This is a genomic window from Microvirga sp. VF16 (genome assembly GCF_016864375.1).
GTDB lineage: Bacteria > Pseudomonadota > Alphaproteobacteria > Rhizobiales > Beijerinckiaceae > Microvirga.
On the sequence record NZ_CP069354.1, the window covers coordinates 5160701 to 5187238 of the forward strand.

The following is a 26538-nucleotide window of genomic DNA, read 5'->3' on the forward strand; positions in this document are numbered from 1 at the left end:
TAACGTTCAGCGATGAACCGTGCAGGATCGTGACCCATCCGCATCGAACGTGAGGCGGCTGGCCTTCGTCGAAAGGTGTCGGATCCAGGAAGCCGATCCACAATTGGATCAAGCGTGGCGACAACAATCGGTACAGGCATTAGTTCCTCGACGCTACGGCCCCGAAAGGGGTAACTCTCCGCGACCTGGGAATTTTGAGATGCAGTGGCAATCTGCTCTGCACAACGAATAAGCAGAATGCATTCTCGCCACGATGCGGTGATCACCGGGATCTGAAAGCAGTCGAGTCCCCGGCGTAGCATTGGACCTCCTCAGAAGAGGATCGCGTCAACAAGCGCGTGATCTGCTCCTGCGAAAGCGCCTTCGAAAACAGATAGCCCTGCATCTCGTTACAGCCTGCCGTGTGAAGGAAATTCCTCTGGATCTCCGTCTCGACGCCTTCGGCCGTGACAGTGAGAGACATGGCATGGCCCAGCGAGACGATGGCCTTGATCACCGCGGCGGCTTTGGTTCCCTGTCCAAGGCTCTGAGTGAAGGATCGGTCGATCTTGATCTTGTCGACCTCGAACCGATGAAGATAGCCCAGGCTCGAATAGCCCGTGCCGAAATCGTCCAAGGCAATGCGGAAACCGGCATTTCGCAAGGCTCGGAGCGTATCGGTCGTTCCGCCTTCCTCATCCAGAAGAACGCTTTCGGTCACCTCGAGCTCGATCCTGCAAGGATCCGCCCCGCATTCGCGCACGATGGCGATCACGTGATTGGCAAAGTCGCTGGATCTGAACTGAACCGGAGAAAGATTGACGGAAACGAACACATCCGGCCAGCGTCGCGAGGCCAGGCAGGCCTGGCGCAGAATCCACTCGCCGAGCTGGACGATCAAGCCGGTTTGCTCGGCGACCGGAATGAACTGACTTGGTGGAATATATCCGCGCGTCGGATGCCTCCAGCGGGCAAGCGCTTCGACACCGATGATGGCGTCCCCGCCGACCGCAATCTGCGGCTGATAAGCGACTTCGAGACCCTCGCCGGACGCGAGCGCGATGCGAAGCTCCTCCTCGATGATCCTGCGCAGATTGACGGTCTCATCCATCTCCGGCGTGAAGATCCGATAACGGTTTCGCCCTTCGGCTTTGGCGCGATAGAGCGCGATATCGGCCTTTCTCATGAGCTCACTGCGATCCGTTCCGGCCTCGGGAGCGAGCACGATGCCGATGCTGGTGCCCACGAAGATGTGATTGCCCATGACGTCGTATGGCTCATGAGCCATGGCGAGAATCCGCTCGCAAAGAGCCTCAGGACCTTCCGCTCCTCCCTGACAAACCTGCACGATGGCGAATTCATCGCCTCCCAGTCGAGTGATGGTGTCGTCTTCCCCGACGAGCTTGGACAGTCGAACCGAGAAATCGCGGATGAGGCTGTCGCCGACAGAATGTCCGAGGGTGTCGTTGACGTGCTTGAAGCGGTCGAGATCCAGCATCATCACGGCGATCCGCTCGCCATCCTGCCTGCGGGCGATGGCGTGGTTGAGCCGGTCCTCGAACAAGGCCCGGTTCGGCAGCCCGGTCAGCACGTCATGGAAGGCCAGATGATGGGCGTGGGCTTCGCTGGCCTTCAGTTCAAGAACGGTTCTTTCCAGTGCTGACATGGAGTGCTTCAGACGCTGCACCAACACGCCGAGCAGAATGAGAATGAGGATAGCGGCAAGGACAGTCGCGGGCCCGATGGCACCGAGAAGACGATCTCCCGGCACTTCCGGCTTCCAGATGAAATAGCCGATGAGGTCGCCCACATCGGACCGGATCGGCACCGATATCTCACCTGATTTCGGATTGTCGACAACGGAGAAGCGCAGTCCCTCGATCAGATTCCGTTCCGAGATCTGCTTGATGAAGTTGCCGTCGAGATACCGGATGCCGACCAGGAGAAATTCTCTGTCCTGCGGGTAAGACACCGCCTCCGATTCAGGAACGATCTTCATGACGCTCACCGCCGCGGGCCGGCCGAACAGTTCCAGCAGGTGAGCATCATGGACGGCTCTTCCCGTTGTCAGGTGCGTTGCCTCGGCGCTTTCCGCCGCATGGTCCTTGTGCAGGGAATCCGGCGCTCCGCGTACTCTTGCAATGAGGCTGCCGATACTCTCCCGAACGCGCTCGAATTCATGGTTCGAGACGCGCGTTGCATCCATCACCGCATTGATTGGCTCATCCCGGTCGTTCAGGATGTAGACTTCCTCCTGACCGAAGGTGCGGCTGAGCCAAACCCCGATATTGGCGTCGATCCATGTAAGATCCAGCGGGCTCTTGGTGAGTTCCAGCACGGCATCGTCCCAGACGGCGACCATTTCCTGCTGCTGAGCGAGTTCCTTGACGACGGCCCTGATGCTGCGCTTCGTCATGCGAAGCTGGCGCTCGGCGGAGATATCGTTGCTCTTGTCGACCGCCCAGAGGATCGAAACCGCGCCGAGAGACAGCGTCGTCAGAGCAACGAAAAGAACAGGCAGAACAACGCTGCGAATGAAAGGCAGCGCCTGGCGATCAAAAGAAACAAAAGACTTCAACACGTCGGCACCGGAGCGAATCCCGGCGCCGATGAGGCTAAAAAAGGCCAGCGACGAGATCGCATTGAAAGATTTTTTGAGAATTTGGAACCGCCGGATTTTCACCGACCTGGCAGGAGGGCGTCATGCCTTTGAGTTGCGCAATGTGCGTCTGGCAACTCAACCCGCCACAGGTATCATGCTGAGAACAGCAAATTCCATCGGCCGGACCGTAAAGTCAACGCACCGGTCATTCCGGCCCGATGCTTCGCATTTCAGAGTTAACGAACTTTTTCACTTACAATCGCTTCCGAAACGGGAAGAATGTCGACCGGGAACAACTAGGATCGGGCAATCTTCACATTGAAAATGTCGGAGCGACCTCTCGCTCCACACGTGACCCGATGTGGACCCAAGCTTCTTCAGAGTATCTGGAAGGTCATTCTGGTTCCGCGTGGTCTTCCAAGGCCTGAATGAGCTCCATGCATTTCTCGGCGACGACAGCCGACACCTTCGGATCCCCATGGTAATGACGCATGGCCACGGCGTTCGCCTGCTCGAACAGATCGGTCAGATTTCCGGAGATGAAGGGGCGGGAGCTTGGAAACTCGAAGGATTTGGGCTCGGAACGGGATTGCGTTTTCGCAGGACGCTTGGGCTCAAACAGCGTCAGAACCTCACATCGGTCGGCTATTTTCTTGAGATCCTTGAACGCGATGATCTCGGCCATGTCCACTCCTACGCAACAATTGAGCCCTGCTTTACCCTCTTCCAATGCCGAGGTCATGGGGCCTGGATAAAAAACAAACGGTTCATGAAAACCGTTCCAGAGAATAATCGCTGCGGACAGGAATGTGACCCGCCTCTTTCGGGTTAACCAGGCTGTCGATACAACCTCGACGTCATGGCCGGGCTCGGCCCGGCCACCCCGATCTTGTGGAGCTCTGTTGTCATCCCCGGCGGTCCGCAGGACCGGGACGGGGATCCATAGCGTTGAGCACGTGGGTGGATCCCATTCCTCGCTTCGCTCCGGCCGGGAATGACACCGGAGTCCTTCCCGCATCTGGATCACCGGCGCAAGGCCGGTGATGACGAAGGGTGCCCATCAACAATTGCGTTTATGGACAGCGTCTGTTTTGGCTCGGATCTAGCGCATCGTGCGGAAAAGTGGACCCGGTTTTCCGCACCCAACGATGCGCCGCTTAAGGGATTGAGCATCGGATCAGATCCTAAAAGTGGGTCCACTTTTGGGTCCGATGCTCTAGCGCTCCCAGGAATGACGGAGCCCTGCCGGCTGTCTTGCACCATCGACGCTCCAGGCGCCCGGACCGGTAAAGACGAACAGAAGGAACACGAAGCAATACAGGATGGCTGCATCGCCGCCGTTGAGCGCCGGGTATGGGCTCTGGGGAGCATGAAACATCCAATAGGCCACGGCCATCTCGCCGGCGAGAAGGAAGGCGACGGGGCGGGTGAACCACCCGATCAGGATCAGAAAGCCTCCGACGAGTTCGAGGATGGCGCCGATCCCGAAAAGCGAGAGGAGCGGCGGCATTCCGCTTTCAGGAGGGGCCGGGAAGCCGAACAGCTTCTGCGTTCCATGTTCCATGAAGATCAGCGCCGTGACGATCCTCAGAACGGCCAGGGCATAGGGTGACCAACGATCGAGTGTAGCGGACATCGGACTAGGGCCTCCTGCCTGTGATCTGCGGCCTCGAGGCGGGCGCAGGTCCCTGACTGCTGGCTATGACAGACGAACATCGCTCCCGTGTCCGATGTTCCTCCCCTCGGCCCTGAATCGATCTCACTTGTTACTTTATTGCACACCCTCACGCTAAATTGAGGCCTCCGGTCTCGCGCCCGAGACGATCTAACCTTGCCCGGCGGGAGATTCGTGCCAGCTTGTCCCTCAGCATCATGGAGGTCGGGATGGGTCCAAGGCGTCTTGGCATGGTCGCAGCTCGGATGATCGCGGCTCTCATGGCCGCATCGCTCTGGCTGCCTGTCCCGGATGCGCGAGCGGACACGGAAGTGGACGTGGCGCTCGTCCTCGCCGTGGATGTTTCCCGTTCCATGGATCCGGACGAACAGGAACTGCAGCGCGAGGGCTTCATCGAAGCCTTCCGATCACCCCAGGTGCATGACGCCATCCGCAACGGCATGCTGGGCCGGATCATCGTCACCTATTTCGAATGGTCGGGCGTCGACTATCAGCAGGTCATCGTTCCCTGGACCATCATCGATGGCCCGGAGGCTGCGATGAAATTCGCGGACGGCCTGCACGACAATCCGATCGGCCGCGTGCGGCGCACATCGATCTCGGGCGCTATCGATTTCGGCGCGAAGCTTCTGGAGAAAACCGGCGTCGAGCCCATCCGCCGCGTGATCGACATCTCGGGCGACGGACCCAACAGCAGCGGGCGCGGCGTCGTTGCGGCACGCGACGAGGCGGTTGCGAAAGGCATCACCATCAATGGGCTTCCCATCATGCTCAAGCGGCCGAGCGGCATGGGCGATATGGAGAATCTCGATCTCTATTACAAAGGCTGCGTCATCGGCGGCGAAGGCGCATTTCTCGTTCCCGTGCGCGAGCGCCAGCAATTTGCCGAAGCCATCCGCACGAAGATCATCCGCGAGATCGCAGCACTTCCCGCGCAGCCGCTGATTCAGACGATTCAGGCGACAACACCCGTCAACTGCATGGAGGGCGACCGCGGCATGTATCGCTGGGACCGCTGGGATCGGAATTGATATGGCCTCGAACGAGGCTCATTCCAGCGTGATGTTCGCCGTTCTGATCACCTTCTCCCACTTGGCGCCCTCGTCCTGCATATAGGCGGCCATTTCCGACGGCGAGCTTTGAAGCACATCGATGCCGGCGCCGATCAGCTTCTCGCGGATCTCCGCATTGGCGATCACGCGGCGATAGGTGTCGTTGAGCTTGGTGATGATCTCGGTCGGCGTGTTCGCCGGGGCGACGAATCCCTGCCAGGCCCAGGCCTCGAATCCCGGATGATGGGCCGCCACCGGCGGCACGCCCGGAAGACCTGCGAATTCCTGCGGCGATGCGACGGCAATCGCCTGAATCGGACCGGAGAGCTGCGAGCGCGCGGTGGCGAAGTCGATGAACATCATGTCCACCTGTCCCGCGACCAGATCCTGCACGGCGGGAGCAGCACCGCGATACGGCACATGAGTGAGTTTGATGCCGGTTCCTTGCGAGAGCAGTTCCGTCGCAAGGTGGAACGGGCTCCCTAAGCCCGGCGTCGCATAATTGATGCGGCCGGGATTCTTCTTCGCCTCGGCCACGAGTTCCGGGACGGATTTCACCGGCAGCTTGTTCGTGTTGACGAGGAGCACGAGCGCGAAGCGCCCGGTGAGCGAAATGGGGGTGAAGTCCTTGTAGGGATCGAAGGAGAGTTTTCGATAGAGCGTGCGGTTCGTCGCGAAGGTCGCCGTGTCGCCCAACAGAAGCGTATAGCCGTCGGGCTCTGCCCGCGCCGCCGCCTCGGCGCCGATATTGGTGCCGGCGCCAGGCTTGTTCTCGATGACGAATTGCTGCCCGAGCTGCTCGCCCATGGCGGCAAAGACGAGACGGGCGAAGAAATCCGTTCCGCCGCCGGCCGCATAGGGAACGATGACCCGGACAGGTCGGGTCGGGTACGCGGATTGCGCAAGAGCAGACCACGGCGACAGGGTCGAGGCGGCGGAGGCTGCCGCCATGGTCTTGAGAAGGCTGCGGCGGGTCTGACTCATGGCGTTCTCCCGGACATCGGTCCCGTTCTGGTTCAGGCGTCCGGCAGCACATAGCGGGGAAGCCCCCTCCGACCAGAGCTGGATAGGACGAAAGGGCGTTCATCTTTTTTGCCGCTACGCCTGAACATGCGGGCCGCCCCCGGCATTCCCCGTGGGCAGTTCATGAACAGGAGACGATGAATGGGCGTGAAAAAGGAAGGGAAAAAGGAACAGGAAGATCTGATCGATGCCGGCTCGGAATTGTCCTTCCCGGCCAGCGACCCTCCGTCCTATATGGGCGGCTCGGCCGTCGCCGGCCCTCCTCCGCAGGATGAGCCGGCGCGGGAGCCGGTTACCAAGGCCGTCTCCAATCCTGAGGAGGTGAAGCCGGCGGCGGACGCCCCGCAGGACACCGATCCCGCCCAGGCCGGAGACGCGTCCAAGCGCCCCTCCGGCGGCACCGATCCTTGACTCTGTGGCGTGCCAACCCCATCGCCGATCTCTGGCACGTCCCTGGTGGCACGGCGTGCCAGAGATCGTCGTGAAATCCCCTGCCGAATTCGAGGACCTTCATCCTGCCTTCATCTTGGCAGTGGCATCTGCCTTGGGTGACTCTAAAATGATCTCTGATCCCTTTCGGGATCAGCTATGGATTCGAGAATTGGCCCGAGAGGGACCGCCTCAAGGAAGTGATCTGCACCGATGGTGACCACCAGCATTCCGACGACACCGTTTTCCGACCAGCGTCCCGGTACATCCGGCCTGCGCAAGAAGGTCACCGTCTTCCAACAGCCCCGATATGTGGAGAACTTCATCCAGTCGATCTTCGATACCGTCGAGAACAAGGACGGTTCGACCCTGGTCATCGGCGGCGACGGTCGCTTCTACAACGAATCCGTGGTCCAGACCGCGATCAAGATGGCGGCGGCGAACGGCTTCGGACGCGTTCTCGTCGGGCAGAAGGGCCTGCTCTCCACGCCGGCCGCCTCCTGTGTGATCCGCAAGCACAAGGCCATCGGCGGCCTCGTGCTGTCCGCCAGCCATAATCCGGGCGGACCCGATGGCGATTTCGGCATCAAGTTCAACATGTCCCATGGTGGACCGGCGCCCGAATCCTTCACGGAAGCGGTTTTCAAGCGCGCCAGCGCGATCACCGAATACAAGATCGCCGATGATGCGGATGTCGACCTCAGCCGCATCGGATCGACCAAGGTCGGCGCTATGGCGGTCGAGGTGATCGATCCTGTCGCCGATTACGCGGAGTTGATGGAGCAGCTGATCGACTTCGAGAAGATCGCCGACTTGTTCCGCTCCGGCTTCCGCATGCGCTTCGATGCGCTCAGCGCCATCACGGGTCCCTATGCGAAAGCGATCCTCGAAGATCGCCTCGGCGCGCCTGCGGGCACGGTCGTCAATGGCGAGCCGAAACCCGATTTCGGCGGCCACCATCCCGATCCGAATCCGGTCCACGCCCATGACCTCATGGAGCTGATGCTCGGCCCCGACGCCCCCGATTTCGGCGCGGCTTCCGACGGTGACGGCGACCGCAACATGATCGTGGCGAAGGGCCTCTTCGTGACGCCGAGCGACAGCCTCGCCATCCTCACGAGCCATGCGCATCTCGCCCCCGGCTATGCCAAGGGCCTTTCTGGTGTGGCCCGCTCCATGCCGACGAGCCGCGCCGCCGATCGGGTCGCGGCCAAACTCGGCATCAACTGCTTCGAGACGCCAACCGGCTGGAAGTTCTTCGCCAATCTTCTCGATGCCGGCCTCATCACCCTCTGCGGCGAGGAGAGCGCGGGCACCGGATCGAACCACATTCGCGAGAAGGACGGCCTCTGGGCCGTGCTGCTCTGGCTCAACATTCTGGCCGTCACCAGAAAGCCGGCAGATCAGATCGTGCGCGAGCATTGGGCCACGTTCGGGCGCGATTACTACACCCGCCACGATTACGAGGAACTCGAGACCGCACCGGCCAGCGAGCTGATGGACGCCCTGCGGGCCAAGCTCCCCACCCTCTCCGGCCAGCGCTTCGGCGGGCTTACGGTCCAATCCTGCGACGACTTTGCCTATACGGACCCGGTCGACCAATCGGTGACGCCGAAGCAGGGTATCCGCATCCTTTTCGCCGAGGATGCCCGCGCCGTGTTCCGCCTGTCAGGCACCGGGACGTCGGGCGCGACGCTGCGCGTCTATCTCGAACGATTCGAGCCGAATGCCGACCGGCACAACCTGCCGACCGCCGAAGTTCTGGCTCCTCTTGCCCAGGCCGCAAACGAGATCGCCGAAATCGCGGCCCGCACGGGACGCGACAAGCCGAGCGTCGTGACCTGACGCACGTCTAATAGGTTTCCCAGAGTCCTGGCGCCGCCAGCTCCAGAAGGTGACCGTCGGGATCCCGGAAATAGAGACTGGTCCCGCCTCGGGACCAGGTCGTCCTGCTCTCGATGGGGATGCCGCGCTCCTGAAGCCGTCCCTCCCATGCGGCCAGTTCATCCCCTGAAACGGCAAAGCCGACATGCAGCGGCCCCTGCCCGTCATGGCCGGGGATCGTCCCGCCAGGTGTGGGCATATCCTCGCTCGACCCACCGCGCAGGAAGAGCAGCAGCACGCTTTTCCCGCCCACGTCGAAGGCGCGCATGCGCTGGTTGCTGAAAAGCAGTCTCAGGCCGAGATCGCCCTCATAGAAGGCTTGGGCGCGCGCCAGGTCGTCGACATAGAGCGCGGTCTCAAGAACGGCGTTCAGCTTGGGCATGGCTACCTCGTGATCGTGATTGCCTGCATTTTGTCCTCCGATGCCTTTTCCATGTCCAGTTACCCTTGAAATCCCGGCCTTTCAGGGGGCGAAAAATTGGGCAATGATGCTGACCTTTTGGTCTTGAAACAGGTCTGACGCTCCCTTATCTATTGCATTGCAACACGGCGATTGGCGTCGCAGCGTTGCTGCCCTTCTTGGGCGTTTCCTCCCTAAACTTCGGGCCGTTGGCAACAACGGCCTTTTTTCTTGCCCGAAGCCCACAGGACGATGCGATCGGGGTGGTCCAGGAACCTCCCGTAATCCCGGCTGTTTCCCCATGGGAGCCCGGGAGAGGTCCATGTCCAGCCATTCAGAAAAACCCACTTACACTGATATTCCGCCTACGCACACGATCAAGCCGATGGATGCGCCGCCTTTGGCCAGAGGCTCGACCACCGCGCAGTTGAAGGGCGATATCGACAGCGGCCGCACTGGCGACAAGAATGCCGTGTTCGATCCCGCTCTCTCCCCGCTTGGCACCGATGACGAGGCTGGCGGCTTTTCGCCGAACCCGGAGCAGATCGATCTTGCACGGCACCAGGAAAGCGCCGCGCGCTGGCAGGACGGCGCCGAGAAGGACAGCTATGCGCATCAGGATTCCCGCAAGGCTCTTTACGCTTTCGTCGGCTTCATCGGCTTGGTGCTCGTCGTGTTCGTCGGCGCTTCTTCTATCTTCTGATTGCGACTAAAGCCGCCTGACGCTGTCCCGGATCACCAGTTCCGTCTCCAGTCGGATCCGCTTGGGCGATGGCCGCCCCTGCAGCAGATCGATCAGGGCCGATGCCGCGGCCTGTCCCAATTCCCGTCGCGGCTGATGGATCGTGGTCAGCGACGGCTCGGCCACGGCGGCAAACTCGATATCGTCGAATCCGGCTACAGAGATGTCCTCGGGCACTCTAAGTCCGGCGGAGAAGAGGGTGCGCATCAGGCCGATGGCCATCTCGTCGCTGGTACAGAACACAGCTGTCGGACGGCTGGATCGTGCCACCAGGTTCCGCCCCGCCATCACCCCTGACTCGATCGTATAGTCGCCCCGGATGACGAGGGCGGGATCAAACGGCAGGCCGGCTGCTTCCAATCCGTCCTTGAACCCCTGGAAGCGCTCGCGCTCCAGGATGTTGCCGGCGGGGCCGCTCACATAAGCGATGCTACGATGCCCATGGGAGGCCAGATGCTGCGTCATGCGTGAGGCCGCAGCGCGATTGTCGATCTCGATCTGCGGAATGTCCACTCCCGGAATCGCTTCGCAGGCCGCCACGAGCGGGATCGTGATCCGGGCCGGTTTTCCCTCCCCTTCACGGCTCTGCCCGAACAGGTGACCGTTGAGAAGAATGGCGCCGTCCACCCTGCCTGCTGCCGTGAAGGCGGCAAAATGCGCTTCCTTCTCGGGCGAGCCGTCCAGGTCACTGATGATCATGCCGTAGCCGGCTTCGAAAAGCGTTTCCTCGATGCCGCGCAGGATCTTGGAGAAGAAAGTGTTTGCAAGGTCCGGCAGAACGACCAGTACCATATAGGTCTTCTGCGAACGCAGGGTGCGCGCCGCGGGGTTCGGAACGTAACCAGTCTTGGCGATGGCCTCCAGCACCCGCGCCCGAGCCTCGGGCGAGACACGCTCCGGCGTCGCAAGGGCCCGGCTGACCGTCGCGGTCGAGACATCGGCGAGCTTGGCGACATCCTGGATCCGCGCTGCGCGGCTGGAAATGCCATCCTGCTCCGGCCCGTCCTTTTGCCCGAAATCTTCCATGGACCTCCCCCTACCATGGTTCTGTTTGACAGAAGCCATCGTTTCGGTAAAGTTGCATGTAATCGATTACATAGGGCAGTTGTCGAGCCTTTCGATAGCCCTAGATCGTCGAATGTCCCGCCAGAGGACAGACTGACAGCCAGGAGGAACCGAATGCCAGCGCACGCCCCGTCCAGCTGATCCTTACCGCACAGTCCTTCGACGACCGCCTCCGTCTCGACGGAAGCGAGCGATGCAGCTCATCCGGAGCCGTTTATGGAATCCGTTCTTCGCGCAGAGAGCATCTCGAAATCCTTCGGACCCATCGAGGTCCTGAGCGGTATTTCGCTGGATCTGAAGCCCGGCGAGGTTCATGCCGTGATCGGCGAGAACGGTGCCGGCAAGTCGACCCTGATGCGCATCCTGTCAGGTCATCTCGCACCCACGAAAGGCAGCCTCCACCTGAACGGCCAGCCGATCACCTTCTCGGGGCCTGTGGATGCGGAGAGCCAAGGCATCGTCCTGGTCCATCAGGAGATCCTTCTCGCACCCGACCTGACGGTAGCGCAAAATCTCTTTCTCGGTCGTGAGATCCGACGTTTCGGCTTTGTCGATGACAAGGCCATGCGCGAGCGGACGCGGGCCATCCTGCATGAGCTTGGCACTCGCATCGATCCTGACCGGGAGGTCAGCCGCCTGTCGATCGCTGACCGGCAGCTCGTTCAGATCGCCCGCGCGCTGCTGGTACCGCACAAGGTTGTCGCCTTCGACGAACCGACTGCAGTTCTGACCCCCATCGAGGCCGAGAGCCTGTTCGAGATCATCCGCAAGCTGCGTTCCCAGGGCGTAGCGGTGCTCTATATCTCGCACCGCCTGAACGAGGTGAAGGCCATTGCCGATCGCGTCACGGTGCTGCGCGATGGACGCCACATCGCCACCCGCGACATCGAAGGACTGGAGCCGCTGGAGATGGCGCGCCTCATGGTGGGCCGCGACATGTCCAAACTCTATCCGGAAAAGCCCGCGACAGCCTCGGATCAGCCCCTTCTGAGCGCGCGCGACATGGCCGTTCCGGGCTATGTGGAGAACGCATCCTTCACTCTGCATAGAGGCGAAATCCTCGGCTTCGGCGGGCTGATCGGCGCGGGCCGCACTGAGCTGTTCGAGGCGTTGGTAGGCCTTCGCCCGGGGCATGGCACGATGACTCTCGACGGCAACCGGGTTCATTTCCGCGACGCCCGCGAAGCCATGGCGGCGGGCATCGTCTATCTCTCTGAGGACCGGAAGGGGAAAGGCCTGCTGCTGCAGCAGAACCTTCGGGTCAACCTGACCCTGGCGGCCCTCGAGAAGTTCAGCCGCGGCTCCTTCATCGATGGGGGCGGCGAGGAGAAGGCGCTCGACAAGGCGATCAAGGATTTCGACATCCGCACCCGGCGCCGCGATCTTCTCGCCGGGCAGCTCTCCGGCGGCAACCAGCAGAAGCTGTTGCTCGCCAAGATGATGCTGGTGGAGCCGCGCATCGTCATCATCGATGAGCCGACGCGTGGCGTCGATATCGGCACCAAGGAGCAGATCTATCGCTTCATTGCGTCGCTCGCCGCCGAAGGCCGCGCGGTCGTGGTCATCTCCTCCGAAATGCAGGAACTGATCGGCCTCTGCCACCGGGTCGTCGTGATGCGCAATGGACGGGTCGCAGGTGAAGTCGCTCAAGCCGACCTGTCGGAAGATTCCATCGTTTACCTCGCCACTGGCGTTCATGAAGAAAGGGCGGCGGAAATCGCCGCAGGCCACGCATGACCGAAACCGTGCTTCGCTCCAGCGCTGAAAAACGCCGGTTCAACATCGACATGCGGGCTCTCTCGCCCTTCATCGCGCTCATCGTACTCATCATTGCGGGCGCGCTGATCAATCCGGACTTCCTGACCGCGTCGAACCTGCTCAACGTGGTGACACGCTCGGCCTTCATCGCCATCATCGCGGTCGGTGCCACCTTCGTGATCGCCGGCGGCGGGCTCGATCTCTCCGTCGGTTCCATGGCGGCACTGACGGCCGGTGTCATGATCCTGACTCTGAACAATCTCGGCGGCGGAGACGTGAGTACCCTGGCGCTCGGCATGCTCGCCGCTATTGCCTTGAGTGCGGCCTGCGGCCTGGCGAATGGTCTCATCGTCACTTTCGGGCGTATCGAGCCCTTCATCGTGACGCTCGGCACCATGGGCATCTATCGCTCCCTGGTGATCTGGCTTGCGGCTGGCGGCACCATCACCATGCGCAATTTCGAGCTGCGTGAGCTCTACCGCCCGGTCTATTTCGACAGCATCCTCGGCATCCCGATCCCGATCATCGCCTTCCTGGTGGTGGCCGCCATCGGCGCGCTGATCCTCTACCGCACCTCTTTCGGCCGCCATGTGGTCGCACTCGGCTCCAACGAGGATGTAGCCCGCTATTCGGGTGTGCCGATCTGGCGTGTGCGCACGCTTACCTATGTCATCCAGGGCATCTGCGTCGGCATCGCCGTGCTCATTTATGTACCGCGCCTGGGCTCGGCCACACCGACCACAGGCCTCTTATGGGAGTTGCAGGCCATCACCGCCGTGGTCATCGGCGGCACCGCCCTGAAAGGCGGTATCGGCCGGATCTGGGGCACGGTGGTCGGCGCCGTGATCCTCGAACTCGTCGCCAACATCATGGTGCTATCGAACTTCGTCTCCGAGTTTCTCGTGGGCGCGGTTCAGGGCGCCATCATCATTATCGCCATGCTCGTGCAGCGGTCCGTTCACCGCGGGCGATGAAACCGGTGGGGGCCTACCGGACAAGGGACAAAGGCCCCAAACCAAACCCTCCAGGGAGGAATGAGATGAAAGCAACGGTACTGAAGATCGCGGTGGCAGCAGGCCTAATGGCCGGTGTCGCCACCGGTGCGACTGCTCAGCAGAAGAACGTGACGATCGGCGTCTCGATCCCGGCCGCGACCCATGGCTGGACCGGCGGCGTGGTCTATCACGCGCAGGAGACCGCAAAGCTGCTCGAGAAGGCCTATCCGGGCCTCAAGGTCGTGGTGAAGACCTCACCGGACGGCGCTTCGCAGGCGAATGCGCTGGACGATCTCACCTCGCAGAAGGTGGATGCACTGGTGGTCCTGCCCTTCAACTCCGACGAGCTGACGAATCCGGTCCGCGAGATCAAGAAGCGCGGTACCTTCATCACCGTCGTCGACCGCGGCCTCAAGGATTCGTCGATCCAGGACATCTATGTCGCCGGCAACAACCCGGAATTCGGTCGCGTCGCTGGCAAGTACTTCGTCGACAACCTGAAGCAGGGCAACGTCGTCGTCTTCCGCGGTATTCCGACCGTGATCGACGAGGAGCGCGTGACGAACTTCGAGAAGGCTCTCGAAGGGTCGGGCGTGAAGGTGATCGACAAGCAATATGCCAACTGGAACCGGGACGATGCCTTCAAGGTGATGCAGGACTACCTCGCCAAGCACCCGAAGATCGATGCCGTCTGGGCCTCGGATGACGACATGGCGCTCGGCGTCATGGAAGCGATCCGTCAGGCCAAGCGCGAGGACATCAAGTTCGTCCTCGGCGGCGCCGGCATGAAAGACATGGTCAAGAAGGTCATGGACGGCGACAAGATGATACCGGCCGACGTGTCCTATCCGCCATCGATGATCGGAACCGCCATGGGCGTCACCGCGGCGCATTTCTACACCAGCGCTCCCATGCGCGGCACCTACGTGCTCAACGCACAGCTGATCACGAAGGATAACGCCAAGGAGCATTACTTCCCCAACTCGCCGTTCTAATTGGGCGACGTGGCTCTCGCCTCTTCCTCATGGGAGAGGCGAGGCAACGGCAAGCCGCTCGACATCCTTGCGGCTTCCCCTTGCCGATACTCACGTTCACTCACGCCATCTCGGGAGTTCACCCATGAAGACCATGAAGGGTCCCGGCCTTTTCCTTGCTCAGTTCGCAGGCGACGAGGCTCCGTTCAACTCGCTCGACGCGATCTGCCGCTGGGCGGCCTCCCTCGGCTACAAGGGCGTGCAGATTCCCACCTGGGATGCCCGCCTCATCGATCTCAAGAAGGCTGCGGAGTCAGGCGATTATTGCGACGAGATCGCCGGGATCGTGCGCTCGCACGGCATGGAGATCACGGAACTCGCCACACATCTTCAGGGCCAGCTCGTGGCCGTTCATCCGGCCTATGACGAGGCTTTCGACGGGTTTGCGGCGCCTGAGGTTCGCAATAATCCGAAGGCGCGGCAGCAATGGGCGGTGAACCAGATGCTGATGGCAGCCAAAGCCTCGAAGCGTCTGGGGCTAAACGCCAGCGTCACCTTCTCCGGCGCGCTCGCCTGGCCCTTCATGTATCCCTGGCCGCAGCGTCCCGCCGGCCTCATCGAGACCGCCTTCGAGGAATTGGGCCGCCGGTGGAAGCCGATCCTCGACGCGTACGAGGAAGCAGGCTGCGATGTCTGTTACGAGATCCATCCCGGCGAGGACATCCACGACGGCGCCACCTTCGAGCGCTTCGTCGATGCGGTCGGTGGACATCGACGCGCCTGCATCAACTACGATCCGAGCCACTTCCTGCTGCAGCAGCTCGACTACGTCGCCTTCATCGATTTCTATCACGAGCGCATCAAGGCCTTCCACGCCAAGGATGCGGAGTTCAATCCGTCTGGCCGCATCGGCGTCTATGGCGGCTACGAGAGCTGGATCAATCGCGCCGGACGCTTCCGCTCGCTCGGCGACGGGCAGGTGGATTTCAACGCCATTTTCTCCAAGCTTGCGCAGTACGACTACGATTCCTGGGCGGTGCTCGAATGGGAATGCGCATTGAAGCATCCGGAAGACGGAGCGCGCGAAGGCGCCGAGTTCATCAATGCGCATATCATCCGCGTCACGGAAAAGGCCTTCGACGATTTCGCATCTGGTGGAACGGACGAAGCAGCGAACCGCCGGATGCTCGGCATCGACGCCGCATAAGCCTTGAGGGGGCAACACATGACGATTGCAGGATCACCGGACCAGAAGCTGAACCGCCGCTTGCGCCTCGGCATGGTCGGCGGCGGACGCGGCGCGTTCATCGGCGCCGTGCACCGCATCGCCGCCCGTCTCGACGACCGCTGGGAATTGGTGGCGGGCGCCCTCTCGTCAGATCCGGAGCGAGCCAAGGCCTCCGGCGAGGATCTGCTCCTCAAGCAGGATCGCATCTACGGCGATTTCAACGAGATGGCCCGCCGCGAACGGCGGCTGAAGGACGGCATCGACGCGGTCGCCATCGTGACGCCGAACCACGCCCATGCGGCCGCCGCGCGCGCCTTCCTGAAGGCCGGTATCCACGTGATCTGCGACAAACCGCTGACGACCACCCGCCGCGAGGCGGATCAGCTTGCAAAGCTCGCCCGTGAATCCGGTCTGATCTTCGCAGTCACGCACAACTACACAGGATATCCGCTCGTGCGGCAAGCCCGCGCCATGGTGCAGGCGGGTGAGCTGGGAGCGATCCGCGTCGTGCAGGTGGAATATGCGCAGGACTGGCTCGCCACCCGCATGGAGGAGAGCGGCAGCAAGCAGGCGGAATGGCGCACGGACCCGGCCCGCTCGGGTCCTGCGGGTGCGGTCGGCGATATCGGCACCCATGCCTTCAACCTCGCCGAGTTCATCGCGGGCGACGAGGTCGCGTCCCTATCGGCGGAACTGCACACCTTCGTGGAGGGCCGCAGGCTCGACGACAACGCCCATATGATGCTGCGCTTTGCGGCAGGCGCCAAAGGCATGCTCTGGTGCAGCCAAGTGGCGGCCGGCCTCGAGAATGGACTTCGCATCCGTGTCTATGGCGAGAAGGCGGGCCTCGAATGGCATCAGGAGAACCCGAACTACCTCACCTTCTCGCCTCTCGGTGAGCCGCCCCACACCATCCGCCGCAACGGCTATGGTGCCGATGAGGTCTCCCGCGCCGCCTCGCGCATCCCGGGCGGCCATCCGGAAGGTTATCTCGAAGGCTTCGCCCAGCTCTACACGGACGTGGCCGAGCAGATCACGGCGCGGATCGAGAACCGCAAGCCCAATCCCTTCTCGCTCCAGGTGCCGACGGTCGAGCACGGCGTGCGCGGCGTGCGCTTCATCGAGGCCGCCGTGCGGTCTTCGCAGCGCAAGGCGGCCTGGGTCGATCTCTAATCCGTTTGGCACTCGGGGCCGACGCAGCCGGTCCCGAGTGCAACTCCCTTGAAATCGCCTCCGCAATCATGACGTATAGGGTGATCGCGCCCTAAGCGGACTAAACGATTTCAAGATGGCTGCCACGCATCACCACCACGGCCTCGAGGACCTGAACGACACCCAGAAGCGGGTGCACCGGATTCTGTGCTCCGCCCAGAACCCGCTCTCGGCGTATGAGGTTCTCGACAAGATGCGGGCCAAGGGCGCCGTCACGCCACCGACCGTCTACCGATCCCTGGACAAGCTGATCGAGAAGGGCCTCGCCCACCGGCTCGAGAGCCTCAATGCCTATGTGGCCTGCAAGCATCCCCATCACGAGCACGACATGGCGGCCTTCGCCATCTGCGAGAGCTGCGGACTGGTCAAGGAGTTCACGGACCCGCATATCAGCGAGCGCCTCGCCCATTGGGGCGACGACCATGCCTTCTGCACCAAGAAGGTAACGGTCGAGATTCGGGGCTTGTGCGAATCTTGCGCGAAATAAGCTTAAGCGTAGGAACATCAGCTTATTTTATACGTTACTACATACCAATGCATCGCAAACACCGCCTTTTCTGTGTCTGAACGCCAACTTCCTTTGCGGAATATGCACAGCTGCAAGCGCTTTTCGCAACGATAGCACATTGTCAGCTTCGCATTTTACCTATATGAATATATAGGTTCCGTAATAACAGGAGTGTGGCTCATGAGCACCAAGGCCCTCAGGAAAGAAGAAGAGGACAACCTCCTTCGTCGTGCAGACGATCTGTGCCGCCAGAACAATCTCAGGCTCACGCCGATTCGCGAGCGCGTTTATCGCGAGCTGGTCCAGAGCGGCGGTCCGGTCGGGGCTTATGATCTGGTCGACCGTCTCAGCAGCGAAAAGAAGCGCCTTGCCCCGGTCACGATCTATCGCGCTCTCGACTTCCTGCGCGACGCCGGTCTCGTCCATCGTCTGGCAACCCAGAACTCCTACGTCATCTCCCACGGCCAGCCGGACGTGAACGCGATGAAGATCATGTTCGTCGATTCCAAGACGGGCGAGACCATCGAGGTTCATTCGACCGAGGTTGCAGAGGCTGTGAAGAAGGCCGCCGAACAGGCCGGCTTCAAGTCCGTCTCTCCCTTCATGGAAGTCGAAGGCGAGATTGCCCAGTAATTTCCAAGAGCAAAAGGCAGGATCCGAAACCGACTCTGCCTTTTCGAGACCTGAAACTTAAAAGGCCGGGCATTGCCCGGCCTTTTCTTTTGCTTGGCGCATCGGATGGATCCCAAAAGTGGGAGCCACTTTTCACGTCCGATGCTTTATTCCGCCGCCAGGGCCTGGCGATGGGGATGTTTTTCTTCCATCCGGCCGGCCCGTACCGTCTCCTTCGAGATAAAGGTGTAGAACATCGGAACCACGAAGAGGGTGAAGATCGTGCCGATCGACATGCCCGCCGCGATCACGAGGCCCATGGAGAAGCGCGCTGCCGCACCTGCACCGCTGGCATAGAGCAGCGGCGCGACGCCGAGCACCATGGCGGCCGTGGTCATGAGGATCGGACGAAGGCGCACGCGAGCCGCCTCCTCGATGGCTTCACGCTTGCTGACGCCATGCTTTTCCTTCTGCTCGTTGGCGAACTCCACCATCAGGATGCCGTGCTTGGTGATCAGTCCCACGAGGGTGATCAAGCCGACCTGCGTGTAGATGTTCAGCGTCGCGAGCCCAAGATTCAGGAAGATCATGGCGCCGAACATGGAGAGCGGCACCGACATCATGATGATGAACGGATCGCGGAAGCTCTCGAACTGCGCCGCCAAGACCAGATAGATCACGATGACTGCAAGGCCGAAGGCGAGGAAGATCGAACTTCCCTCCTGGATCTCCAGGCGCGACTGACCGGCATAATCCTCGTAGAAGCCCTGCGGCATGACCTCCTGCGCAATGGAACGCAGGGTCGCCAAGCCCTCCGAGGTGGTCACGCCGGGCAGCGGCAGCGCCGAGACGGTCGCCGAGTTGAGCTGATTGAACTGCTCGATGGCGGCAGGCGCCGCATCCGTCTTGATGCTCACAAGCGCGGAGAGCGGAACCATGGACCCATCGGATGCCCGCACGTAGTACTCGGCCAGACGCTCTGGATTCAGACGATCCTCCTGCCGGACCTGGCTGACCACGTCATAGCTCCGGCTGTCACGGTCGAACTTAGAGATCGGCGCACCGCCGACGAGAGCGCCGAGCGTGGTACCGATCTCGGAGACCGGCACGCCGAGGGCGGCGGCGCGGTCGCGATCCACTGTGATGCGAGCGCGAGGCGTCTCGTAGGAGATGGAGTTCTGAACCACGATGAACTTGCCGGACTTCATCGCGCGCAGGCGAATCTGCTCGGCGACTTCATAGGCCTGGGACGAGTCGCCGATGGTGCGCAGCACATATTGGATCGGCAGACCGTCACCGCCGCCGGGCAGAGAAGGAGGCGCAAAGGCGAAGGCCTGCACGCCGGCATTCTGGTCCAGGAGGCTCTGGATCTCCTGCTTGGTCTGCTCACCTTTCTTCTCGCGCTCGCTCCACTCCTTCAGCTTGAAACCGAAGAAGCCGCCGCCGCCGCCATCGATGCCGACGATCAGGAAGCTGTCGTCGATCTCAGGGATCTTCTCGCCTGCGTTGGTGAACTGCTTGGAGAAGGCCTGCGTGTAATCGGCGGTCGCGTATTTCGGCACGTTGACGATGCCGAGATAGGCGCCCTGATCCTCTTCCGGCGCAAGCTCGGAGGAGGTCTTGGTGAACAGGAAGGCCGTGGTGCCGAGCAGGACGGCGACGATGACGAGGGTCACGCCGCGGTAATCGAGCGAACCTTTCAGGCGCCTTGCGTACCAGTTCTCGAGCCGCGTGAATGTACGGTCGACGAAGGCGGCGAACCGCCCTTGGCCACCATGTGACTTCAGCAGCTTCGATGACATCATCGGCGAGAGCGTCACGGCAACGATACCGGAGATGATCACCGCGCCCGCAAGGGTGAAGGCGAATTCGCGGAACAGCGAACCCGTCAAGCCTTGCGTGAAGCCGATCGGTGCGTACACGGCCGCCAGCGTGATCGTCATGGACACGATCGGGACGAAGATCTCCTTCATGCCGACGATGGCGGCATCGACGGGCTTCAGGCCTTCTTCGATGTGACGATGGATGTTCTCCAACACCACGATGGCGTCGTCGACCACGAGACCGATGGCGAGCACCATTGCCAGCAGGGTCAGGAGGTTGATCGAATAGCCCAGTGCATAGAGGAAGAAGCACACGCCAATGAGCGAGAGCGGGATCGTCACGATGGGGATCAGCACCGAGCGGAAGGACCCCAGGAAGAGCAGGATCACCACCACGACGATGAGCGCCGCTTCACCGATGGTCTTGAACACCTCCTCGATGGAGGCCGAGATGAAGTTCGACGCATCGTAGACGATCTCGGTACTCATGCCTTTCGGCAGGGTCGGGCGGATCGAGTCGATCGCCTTCGTGACTTCGGCGGCAACGGTCAGCGGGTTGGCCGACGGCGTCGGCGTGATACCGATGAAGGTGCCCTGGCTGCCGTTGAAGCTGACGATGGTGTCGGTGCTCTCGGGGCCAAGCTCCACATCCGCCACGTCGCGCAGGCGCACGACCTGATCGCCATCCGAGCGGATCGGCAGCATGCTGAATGTCTCAGGCGTCTGCAGCGTGGTCTGCATGTCGAGCCTGTAGGCGACATATTCGCTCTGCGTCTTGCCGGGTGCCGCGAGGAAGTTGTTGGCGTTGATCGCCTGGACCACATCGCCGGCCGTGACGGCACGCGCGGCCAGGCGCACGGGGTCGAGCCATACGCGCATGGAGAAGTCGCGCCCGCCGAGGATTTCGGCATTGCCGACGCCCTCGAGCGTTGCGAAGCGCGGCTGCACCACGCGGGTCAGGAATTCGGAGACCTGCTCCGGATTCATCTCCGTGCTGCCGAAGGTGATGTACATGAGGGCGAAGCTCTGGCCCGTGCCCTTCATGATCACCGGATCTTCGGCCTCGGAAGGAAGCTGCGCGCGGACCTGCTGCACCTTCGCGGTGACTTCGGTCAGTGCCGCGTTCGGATCGGTGTTCAGGCGCATGCGCACGGACACCGTGCTGATGCCGAGGCGGCTCTGCGTCGTCACGTAGTCCACGCCTTCCGCACTCGAGACGGACTTGGCGATGGGCGTGCTGATGAAGCCCTGGATCAGATCGGCGCTGGCACCCGTATAGGTCGTCGTGATCGTGATCGTGGTTTCCTCGACCTCAGGATACTGACGCACCTGCAGGTTCATCAGACCCTGCGCACCAAGCAGCAGGATCAGGAGGCTCACCACCATCGACAGGACAGGGCGGCGGATGAAAAGTTCAGTGAAACTCATGGCTTATGCCTATTGCCCGCTCGCGAGCTTCGACGCGTCGAGCTTCGTCACATCAATGGTGTTGTCGATCTTGACGGTCGCACCCGACTGCAGCTTGTTCTGCCCGGAGGCGACCACCTGCTGACCTGGGGTCAGGCCGGAGACGATCTCGAGAGCGCCACCGCGACGACGACCGGTCTTCACGAAGACCTGCTTGGCAATCTGGACCGCATTGCCATCCCGCTGCTCCTCGTCGATCGTGTAGACGTAATCGCCGTAGAGGCTGGCGATGACGGCCGTCTGCGGCACGGTCATGACATTGGGCTGCTCCGGCAGGATCGCTTCCACGTGGAGGAATTGGCCTGGGAGAATGGCTCCGTCCTTGTTGTCCTCGACGATCGCCTGGACCGAGACGAGACGCGTCTTCGGGTCGACGCGCGGATCCTTACCGGTGACGCGCCCCTTGAAGGGAAGGTTGCCCTCGGTGGTCCCGATATGCACCTCCTGGCCGAGCTTGATTTCGCTCGCGCGCTGTTCCGGGACCGTGAAATCGACCTTCATCGATGACAGGTCCTGGAAGCTCGCAATGACGGTCCCGGGCTGCAGGTACTGCCCGACATCGATCCGCGGAATGCCGATCACGCCCGAGAAGGGAGCCTTTAAGGCCTTCTGCTCGATTGTCGCCTGCAGGCGTGCGAGGCGCGAGCGAGCGGCCGCAAGCAGGGCGCTGGCCTGATCGAGATTGGCTTCGGTGCCGTAACCACGGGTCGACAGGGTCTTGGCGCGCTCGAAGCTGCTCTCGGCCGTCTTCACGTTGGCCTGTACGTCCTGGATGTCAGAGCGCTCGACGGAATCGTCGAGCTGGACGAGGACTTCGCCCTGGCGGACCTCTTGGTTCGCCTTGAACTTGATCTCGCTGACGATGCCCGCTGTCTCGAAAGCCAGCTCGACGCCGTTGGCGGCCTTGGCCGTACCAATGGCGCTGATGCTCGGCGTCCAGGTCTTCGCCTCAACCTTGGCAGCCGAAATCGTCTGCGGCGGCTGCTGCATATTGGCGAAGAACTGGGTGATCATCTTGTCACGGAAAAAGTTGAACCAGACCAATCCGGCGCAAAGTCCGATTGCAAGAATGAAGACAAGAGCGACTACGATGCGCCGTTTCATAGGCTATTTCCGAGAGTTAGCGCTCATTCCGTGAGCGCTGTACGACTATGGTGGGTGCGGCAATAGCGTAACTTTACCTTGACGCCAAGGCCATGAGAGAGAATTTATATACCGTCTGGACGGTTTAGTTGCAAGAGAGGTCAATGCTGTTCCCCTGTACCAGAGGCCGCAAGAGTTCCCGAGAAAAAATTCTTGATGCGGCAGCAGAACTCGTCGGCGAGATCGGCGCCGGACGACTGACTCTAGAGGCCGTGGCCGATAAAGCCGGGCTCAGCAAGGGTGGACTTCTCTATAATTTCCCGACCAAGGACGCGCTGCTTCAGGCCATGATTCGGCGCATGATCGACCAAGTTGCCTCCGAAAAGGAGGCCTTACGGGACAAGGCCGGCCCAGGGCCTAACCTCGAGGCTCGGGTCGTGACCAAGACCCTGCTCAATTTCTGTTGCGGCGGGAAAATGCAGGACCTAGCCACTGGGATGATGGTGGCCACCGCCGAGAATCCCGGCCTTCTCGATCCTGTCCGCCAGGTGATCAACACCACTCTGGAGCAGCTGAAGGCAACCTCGGATGATTTGGATGCCGCCCTTCTGGGATGGCTTGCCACGGAAGGGCTGAGCAGCCTCGAGATGCACAAACTCAGCCCATTCTCGGACGAGGACCGTGAGCGGATCGTGAGGGCGATCGAGCGCCTCGTCAGCAAGGGCATTGCCGAGTAGTCCCCTCGCGGCCTCAGGCGATCCAGGACGGATCGCTCAGAACCTCATCCATATGCTCGCCGAGGCGCGGCGAAGGACGGCTGGCTGCCATAGCATGCCCGTCCATGACGATGGGCGAGCGGACGGACGGGATGGCTCCGCCTTTGGCTGCTGACGAGGGCAGATCGATCTTCATGCCCCGGGCGATGACCTGCGGATCGGCAAAGACGTCGGCCACCGTATTGATGGGACCGGCGGGAACGCCCTGCCCTTCCAGGGCCGAGAGAAGATCCTCGCGGGTGAATCTCAGGGTCAGTTCGGTCAACAGGGGCACGAGCTCGGCGCGATGGCCGACGCGGCCCGCATTGGTCCTGAAGCGTTCATCGTTGGCGAGCTCGGGCTTGCCCAGCACGGAGACGAAACGGGAGAACTGCCCGTCATTGCCCACCGCCACGATCACATGGCCGTCCGCGACGGGAAACACCTGATAGGGCACGATGTTGGGGTGGGCATTGCCCATGCGCCGGGGCGACTTGCCGGACGCGAGATAGTTCATCGCCTGATTGGCCAGCACGCTCGTCTGCACATCGAGGAGTGCCATGTCGAGATGGGCCCCTTCCCCTGTGACGTCGCGCTTACGAAGGGCGGCGAGGATGCCGACGACCGAATAGACGCCGGTGAAGATGTCCACGTAGGCCACGCCGATCTTCTGTGGCTCGCCTTGCGGATCGCCCGTCAGATCCATGATGCCCCCAAGGCCCTGGATCATGAAATCGTAGCCGGCACGCGCGGCATAGGGGCCGTTCTGCCCGAAGCCCGTGATCGAGCAATAGACGAGACGCGGATTGACGCTTTTGAGGCTCTCGTAATCGAGCCCGTATTTCTTCAGGCCGCCGACTTTGAAGTTCTCGATCACCACATCCGCGTGGGAGGCAAGCTTGCGCACGAGTTCCTGCCCCTCGGGCGATTCGAAATCGACCGCGATGGAGCGCTTGCCGCGGTTGCAGGAATGAAAGTAAGCCGCCGAGAGATGGTCATCCTCCGCACCCTCGATGAAGGGTGGGCCCCAGCCGCGAGTGTCGTCGCCGGCGCCCGGCCGCTCCACTTTCACCACATCGGCGCCGAGATCGGCCAGCAACTGGCCGACCCAGGGACCGGCGAGAATGCGTGCAAGTTCGAGGACTTTGAGGCCTTCGAGCGGTTTCATGAAAATCAATCCATCACGCTGTCGAGACCGCGCCGTAGGCCGATAAACGAGCCGACACGGCGGGTGGCCAGCAGCGTACCCGCCACGTAGGGAGCGGCCGACGAGCCGGCATCGTGACGGATCACAAGCCTTTCGTTGTCGGCACCGAACACGGCCTCGCAGGACAGGACGAAGGACGGCATGCGCAACGAATGAACCTGAACCGGCTCCTTCGCACCGAGTGAGCCGCCTCGAGTCTCACGGACGCCCGTGAGTTCGTTCACGGGCTTGGAGGTCGCAACATGCCGCACCTCGCTCAGAAGTTCCGCCAGTTCGCGAGCCGTCCCAGAGGGCGTGTCCGGCTTCTTGGCCGATGCGTAATCGATGATCTCCACGTCCGGAACGTAGCGGGCAGCCTCCAAGGCGAACCGGCGCAGCAGGGTTGCCGTGATCGAGAAGTTGCCGGCGGCCAGAACACCGCGACCGGCCTTCTGCGCAACATCATCAATCTCGGCATAATCCTCGGCACTCAGACCCGACGTACCGATGACCACATGCCGGCCCTGTGCCAGGGCCGTCAGCGTATGGGCTTTGACCACGCCTGGCTTGGTATAGTCGATCACCACGTCGGAAGGCGCCGTGAGCGCTTCCTCGAGGGTGGCACTGATCGGAACACCGAGGCGCGGAAGACCGACCGCCTCGCCCGCATCCTGACCCGCAGCGCTGCGGCTGACCGCGCCTGCGAGGACGAGATCGTCGGAAGCCGCGATCGCCGCCACGAGGGCCTTGCCGACCCAACCGGTCGCGCCCGCCAGGGTGATCCGAATTGACATGAGCTACCAGCCTTCCCTTAGAAGAACGCCTGCAGGCCCGTCTGGGCGCGACCCAGGATCAGGGCGTGCACGTCGTGCGTGCCCTCATAGGTGTTCACGGTTTCCAGGTTCTGCGCATGACGCATAACATGATATTCCTCTTGGATACCATTTCCGCCATGCATGTCGCGGGCCTGACGAGCGATATCGAGCGCCTTGCCGCAATTGTTGCGCTTGACCAGGGAGATCATCTCCGGCGCCACGCGACCCTCTTCGAAGAGGCGGCCGACGCGGAGCGAGGCGTGAAGGCCGAGCGTGATCTCGGTCATCATGTCGGCGAGCTTCTTCTGCACGAGCTGGGTCGCGGCGAGCGGCCGGTCGAACTGCTTGCGGTCGAGCGTGTACTGGCGTGCCCGGTGCCAGCAATCCTCTGCGGCACCCATCGAGCCCCAGGAGATGCCATAGCGGGCCCGGTTGAGGCAGCCAAACGGGCCTTTCAGGCCAGACACGTTGGGCAGCAGCGCATCCTCGCCCACCTCGACGCCATCCATGACGATCTCGCCGGTGATCGAGGCGCGTAAGCTGAGCTTACCGCCGATCTTTGGAGCGGAGAGACCCTTCATCCCCTTGTCCAGCACGAAGCCACGGATCTGGTTGTCATGCGCCTCGGACTTGGCCCAGACCACGAAGACATCGGCGATGGGAGAGTTCGAGATCCACATCTTGGAGCCAGAGAGGCGATAGCCGCCATCAATCTTCACAGCGCGGGTCTTCATGCCGGCCGGATCGGAGCCGGCATCCGGCTCGGTGAGGCCGAAGCAGCCCACGAACTCGCCGGAGGCAAGCTTGGGCAGGTACTTCCGGCGCTGCTCCTCGGAGCCATAGGCATAAATCGGGTACATGACGAGGGAGGATTGCACGCTCATCATGGAGCGGTAGCCGGAATCGACCCGCTCCACCTCGCGCGCCACAAGGCCGTAGGCGACGTAGGAGGCGCCGGCGCAGCCGTATTCCTCCGGCAGAGTCACGCCGAGCAGGCCGAGCTCGCCCATCTCGTTGAAGATGGCGCGGTCGGTCTTCTCTTCGCGATAGGCCTCGATCACGCGCGGCAGGAGCTTGTCTTGGGCGTAGGCGCGGGCCGTGTCGCGGATCATGCGCTCGTCGTCGGTGAGAAGCTCGTCGAGGAGAAGCGGATCATCCCACTTGAACTTCGCGTAGTCCTGAGCACCTGCCATGACGATCGTCCTTCCGAAAGAGTGTGCGGTCCGCCATTCAAGCCGACCAAAGCCATTGAAATTGAGCGGCAAAATCGC

Annotated in this window: 24 protein-coding genes; 13 read left to right on the plus strand and 11 right to left on the minus strand. The window is 61.9% G+C overall.

The features are described 5' to 3' along the window. Window positions 1-262 precede the first annotated feature (262 nt). A complete protein-coding gene (locus JO965_RS24305) occupies window positions 263-2395 on the minus strand; it encodes a bifunctional diguanylate cyclase/phosphodiesterase (protein ID WP_203441494.1) in 2133 nt (710 codons plus the stop codon). On the opposite strand from JO965_RS24305, the gene JO965_RS24310 reads away from it, so the two are divergent. Then, complete coding sequence (locus tag JO965_RS24310; protein WP_203441495.1) at window positions 2379-2903, plus strand: hypothetical protein; 525 nt, start codon at window positions 2379-2381, stop codon at window positions 2901-2903. The two genes, JO965_RS24305 and JO965_RS24310, sit on opposite strands and share 17 nt — an antisense overlap. A gap of 72 nt (window positions 2904-2975) precedes the next feature. Here JO965_RS24310 and JO965_RS24315 read toward each other — a convergent pair whose 3' ends face one another. Further along, window positions 2976-3266: a hypothetical protein gene (locus tag JO965_RS24315; protein ID WP_203441496.1), complete on the minus strand. Its 291-nt coding sequence runs from the start codon at window positions 3264-3266 to the stop codon at window positions 2976-2978. A gap of 531 nt (window positions 3267-3797) precedes the next feature. Beyond that, window positions 3798-4217, minus strand: a complete 420-nt coding sequence (locus JO965_RS24320) for a DoxX family protein (RefSeq protein ID WP_203441497.1) — start codon at window positions 4215-4217, stop codon at window positions 3798-3800. 248 nt (window positions 4218-4465) lie between these two features. On the opposite strand from JO965_RS24320, the gene JO965_RS24325 reads away from it, so the two are divergent. Continuing rightward, complete coding sequence (locus tag JO965_RS24325) at window positions 4466-5287, plus strand: DUF1194 domain-containing protein (protein WP_203441498.1); 822 nt, start codon at window positions 4466-4468, stop codon at window positions 5285-5287. Between the two features lie 18 nt (window positions 5288-5305). Here JO965_RS24325 and JO965_RS24330 read toward each other — a convergent pair whose 3' ends face one another. Further along, on the minus strand, window positions 5306-6292 hold the full coding sequence (locus JO965_RS24330) for a tripartite tricarboxylate transporter substrate binding protein (protein WP_203441499.1): 987 nt from the start codon (window positions 6290-6292) through the stop codon (window positions 5306-5308). 180 nt (window positions 6293-6472) lie between these two features. Between JO965_RS24330 and JO965_RS24335 the strand changes: the two genes are divergently transcribed. Then, complete coding sequence (locus JO965_RS24335) at window positions 6473-6742, plus strand: hypothetical protein (RefSeq protein ID WP_203441500.1); 270 nt, start codon at window positions 6473-6475, stop codon at window positions 6740-6742. Window positions 6743-6973: 231 nt separating this feature from the next. Beyond that, window positions 6974-8605, plus strand: a complete 1632-nt coding sequence (locus JO965_RS24340; protein WP_203441501.1) for an alpha-D-glucose phosphate-specific phosphoglucomutase — start codon at window positions 6974-6976, stop codon at window positions 8603-8605. A 7-nt stretch (window positions 8606-8612) separates the two neighbouring features. Here the strand turns inward: JO965_RS24340 and JO965_RS24345 are convergent, their stop codons facing one another. Next, window positions 8613-9026: a VOC family protein gene (locus JO965_RS24345; RefSeq protein WP_203441502.1), complete on the minus strand. Its 414-nt coding sequence runs from the start codon at window positions 9024-9026 to the stop codon at window positions 8613-8615. A 340-nt stretch (window positions 9027-9366) separates the two neighbouring features. On the opposite strand from JO965_RS24345, the gene JO965_RS24350 reads away from it, so the two are divergent. Then, window positions 9367-9747, plus strand: coding sequence for a hypothetical protein (locus tag JO965_RS24350; RefSeq protein ID WP_203441503.1), 381 nt, complete (start codon window positions 9367-9369; stop codon window positions 9745-9747). Between the two features lie 6 nt (window positions 9748-9753). Here the strand turns inward: JO965_RS24350 and JO965_RS24355 are convergent, their stop codons facing one another. Continuing rightward, a complete protein-coding gene (locus JO965_RS24355) occupies window positions 9754-10812 on the minus strand; it encodes a LacI family DNA-binding transcriptional regulator (RefSeq protein WP_203441504.1) in 1059 nt (352 codons plus the stop codon). Window positions 10813-11067: 255 nt separating this feature from the next. Between JO965_RS24355 and JO965_RS24360 the strand changes: the two genes are divergently transcribed. The 7 genes from JO965_RS24360 (at window position 11068) to JO965_RS24390 (ending at window position 18159) form a co-directional block, all read left to right on the plus strand. Further along, window positions 11068-12588, plus strand: a complete 1521-nt coding sequence (locus JO965_RS24360; RefSeq protein WP_203441505.1) for a sugar ABC transporter ATP-binding protein — start codon at window positions 11068-11070, stop codon at window positions 12586-12588. Continuing rightward, window positions 12585-13583 (plus strand): ABC transporter permease, encoded by a 999-nt coding sequence (locus tag JO965_RS24365; RefSeq protein WP_203441506.1) that lies wholly within the window; start codon window positions 12585-12587, stop codon window positions 13581-13583. The genes JO965_RS24360 and JO965_RS24365 overlap by 4 nt, the downstream gene beginning before the upstream one ends. 65 nt (window positions 13584-13648) lie before the next feature. Further along, window positions 13649-14599 carry a substrate-binding domain-containing protein gene (locus JO965_RS24370; RefSeq protein WP_203441507.1) on the plus strand — a complete coding sequence of 317 codons (951 nt, stop codon included), beginning with the start codon at window positions 13649-13651 and terminating at the stop codon, window positions 14597-14599. A gap of 124 nt (window positions 14600-14723) precedes the next feature. Continuing rightward, window positions 14724-15785 carry a sugar phosphate isomerase/epimerase gene (locus JO965_RS24375; protein ID WP_203441508.1) on the plus strand — a complete coding sequence of 354 codons (1062 nt, stop codon included), beginning with the start codon at window positions 14724-14726 and terminating at the stop codon, window positions 15783-15785. Window positions 15786-15803: 18 nt separating this feature from the next. Further along, window positions 15804-16979 carry a Gfo/Idh/MocA family protein gene (locus JO965_RS24380; RefSeq protein ID WP_203441509.1) on the plus strand — a complete coding sequence of 392 codons (1176 nt, stop codon included), beginning with the start codon at window positions 15804-15806 and terminating at the stop codon, window positions 16977-16979. 115 nt (window positions 16980-17094) lie between these two features. Further along, window positions 17095-17505, plus strand: coding sequence for a Fur family transcriptional regulator (locus JO965_RS24385; protein WP_203441510.1), 411 nt, complete (start codon window positions 17095-17097; stop codon window positions 17503-17505). A 201-nt stretch (window positions 17506-17706) separates the two neighbouring features. Continuing rightward, entirely contained in the window at window positions 17707-18159 is a 453-nt protein-coding gene (locus JO965_RS24390; protein ID WP_152714305.1) for a Fur family transcriptional regulator, read from the plus strand. A 146-nt stretch (window positions 18160-18305) separates the two neighbouring features. On the opposite strand, the gene JO965_RS24395 is transcribed toward JO965_RS24390, so the two are convergent. Then, entirely contained in the window at window positions 18306-21389 is a 3084-nt protein-coding gene (locus JO965_RS24395; protein WP_203441511.1) for an efflux RND transporter permease subunit, read from the minus strand. Between the two features lie 9 nt (window positions 21390-21398). Continuing rightward, complete coding sequence (locus JO965_RS24400) at window positions 21399-22532, minus strand: efflux RND transporter periplasmic adaptor subunit (RefSeq protein WP_203441512.1); 1134 nt, start codon at window positions 22530-22532, stop codon at window positions 21399-21401. Between the two features lie 143 nt (window positions 22533-22675). Here JO965_RS24400 and JO965_RS24405 point away from each other — a divergent pair, with 143 nt between their 5' ends. Continuing rightward, complete coding sequence (locus JO965_RS24405) at window positions 22676-23248, plus strand: TetR/AcrR family transcriptional regulator (protein WP_203441513.1); 573 nt, start codon at window positions 22676-22678, stop codon at window positions 23246-23248. A gap of 13 nt (window positions 23249-23261) precedes the next feature. On the opposite strand, the gene JO965_RS24410 is transcribed toward JO965_RS24405, so the two are convergent. The 3 genes from JO965_RS24410 to JO965_RS24420 are packed head-to-tail and all read right to left on the minus strand — an operon-like array spanning window position 23262 to window position 26460. Further along, on the minus strand, window positions 23262-24434 hold the full coding sequence (locus tag JO965_RS24410) for a CaiB/BaiF CoA-transferase family protein (RefSeq protein WP_203441514.1): 1173 nt from the start codon (window positions 24432-24434) through the stop codon (window positions 23262-23264). A gap of 5 nt (window positions 24435-24439) precedes the next feature. Then, window positions 24440-25246, minus strand: a complete 807-nt coding sequence (dapB, locus tag JO965_RS24415) for a 4-hydroxy-tetrahydrodipicolinate reductase (RefSeq protein WP_203441515.1) — start codon at window positions 25244-25246, stop codon at window positions 24440-24442. 17 nt (window positions 25247-25263) lie between these two features. After that, window positions 25264-26460, minus strand: a complete 1197-nt coding sequence (locus JO965_RS24420) for an acyl-CoA dehydrogenase (RefSeq protein WP_203441516.1) — start codon at window positions 26458-26460, stop codon at window positions 25264-25266. Window positions 26461-26538 lie beyond the last annotated feature (78 nt).

Excerpts from the sequence above, each read along its gene's own strand:
- JO965_RS24310 (WP_203441495.1), top strand. The coding sequence starts at position 2,379 with ATGCTGCGCTTCGTCATGCGAAGCTGGCGCTCGGCGGAGATATCGTTG.
- JO965_RS24305 (WP_203441494.1), bottom strand. The coding sequence starts at position 2,395 with ATGACGAAGCGCAGCATCAGGGCCGTCGTCAAGGAACTCGCTCAGCAG.
- JO965_RS24315 (WP_203441496.1), bottom strand. The coding sequence starts at position 3,266 with ATGGCCGAGATCATCGCGTTCAAGGATCTCAAGAAAATAGCCGACCGA.
- JO965_RS24320 (WP_203441497.1), bottom strand. The coding sequence starts at position 4,217 with ATGTCCGCTACACTCGATCGTTGGTCACCCTATGCCCTGGCCGTTCTG.
- JO965_RS24325 (WP_203441498.1), top strand. The coding sequence starts at position 4,466 with ATGGGTCCAAGGCGTCTTGGCATGGTCGCAGCTCGGATGATCGCGGCT.
- JO965_RS24330 (WP_203441499.1), bottom strand. The coding sequence starts at position 6,292 with ATGAGTCAGACCCGCCGCAGCCTTCTCAAGACCATGGCGGCAGCCTCC.
- JO965_RS24335 (WP_203441500.1), top strand. The coding sequence starts at position 6,473 with ATGGGCGTGAAAAAGGAAGGGAAAAAGGAACAGGAAGATCTGATCGAT.
- JO965_RS24340 (WP_203441501.1), top strand. The coding sequence starts at position 6,974 with ATGGTGACCACCAGCATTCCGACGACACCGTTTTCCGACCAGCGTCCC.
- JO965_RS24345 (WP_203441502.1), bottom strand. The coding sequence starts at position 9,026 with ATGCCCAAGCTGAACGCCGTTCTTGAGACCGCGCTCTATGTCGACGAC.
- JO965_RS24350 (WP_203441503.1), top strand. The coding sequence starts at position 9,367 with ATGTCCAGCCATTCAGAAAAACCCACTTACACTGATATTCCGCCTACG.
- JO965_RS24355 (WP_203441504.1), bottom strand. The coding sequence starts at position 10,812 with ATGGAAGATTTCGGGCAAAAGGACGGGCCGGAGCAGGATGGCATTTCC.
- JO965_RS24360 (WP_203441505.1), top strand. The coding sequence starts at position 11,068 with ATGGAATCCGTTCTTCGCGCAGAGAGCATCTCGAAATCCTTCGGACCC.
- JO965_RS24365 (WP_203441506.1), top strand. The coding sequence starts at position 12,585 with ATGACCGAAACCGTGCTTCGCTCCAGCGCTGAAAAACGCCGGTTCAAC.
- JO965_RS24370 (WP_203441507.1), top strand. The coding sequence starts at position 13,649 with ATGAAAGCAACGGTACTGAAGATCGCGGTGGCAGCAGGCCTAATGGCC.
- JO965_RS24375 (WP_203441508.1), top strand. The coding sequence starts at position 14,724 with ATGAAGACCATGAAGGGTCCCGGCCTTTTCCTTGCTCAGTTCGCAGGC.
- JO965_RS24380 (WP_203441509.1), top strand. The coding sequence starts at position 15,804 with ATGACGATTGCAGGATCACCGGACCAGAAGCTGAACCGCCGCTTGCGC.
- JO965_RS24385 (WP_203441510.1), top strand. The coding sequence starts at position 17,095 with ATGGCTGCCACGCATCACCACCACGGCCTCGAGGACCTGAACGACACC.
- JO965_RS24390 (WP_152714305.1), top strand. The coding sequence starts at position 17,707 with ATGAGCACCAAGGCCCTCAGGAAAGAAGAAGAGGACAACCTCCTTCGT.
- JO965_RS24395 (WP_203441511.1), bottom strand. The coding sequence starts at position 21,389 with ATGAGTTTCACTGAACTTTTCATCCGCCGCCCTGTCCTGTCGATGGTG.
- JO965_RS24400 (WP_203441512.1), bottom strand. The coding sequence starts at position 22,532 with ATGAAACGGCGCATCGTAGTCGCTCTTGTCTTCATTCTTGCAATCGGA.
- JO965_RS24405 (WP_203441513.1), top strand. The coding sequence starts at position 22,676 with ATGCTGTTCCCCTGTACCAGAGGCCGCAAGAGTTCCCGAGAAAAAATT.
- JO965_RS24410 (WP_203441514.1), bottom strand. The coding sequence starts at position 24,434 with ATGAAACCGCTCGAAGGCCTCAAAGTCCTCGAACTTGCACGCATTCTC.
- dapB (WP_203441515.1), bottom strand. The coding sequence starts at position 25,246 with ATGTCAATTCGGATCACCCTGGCGGGCGCGACCGGTTGGGTCGGCAAG.
- JO965_RS24420 (WP_203441516.1), bottom strand. The coding sequence starts at position 26,460 with ATGGCAGGTGCTCAGGACTACGCGAAGTTCAAGTGGGATGATCCGCTT.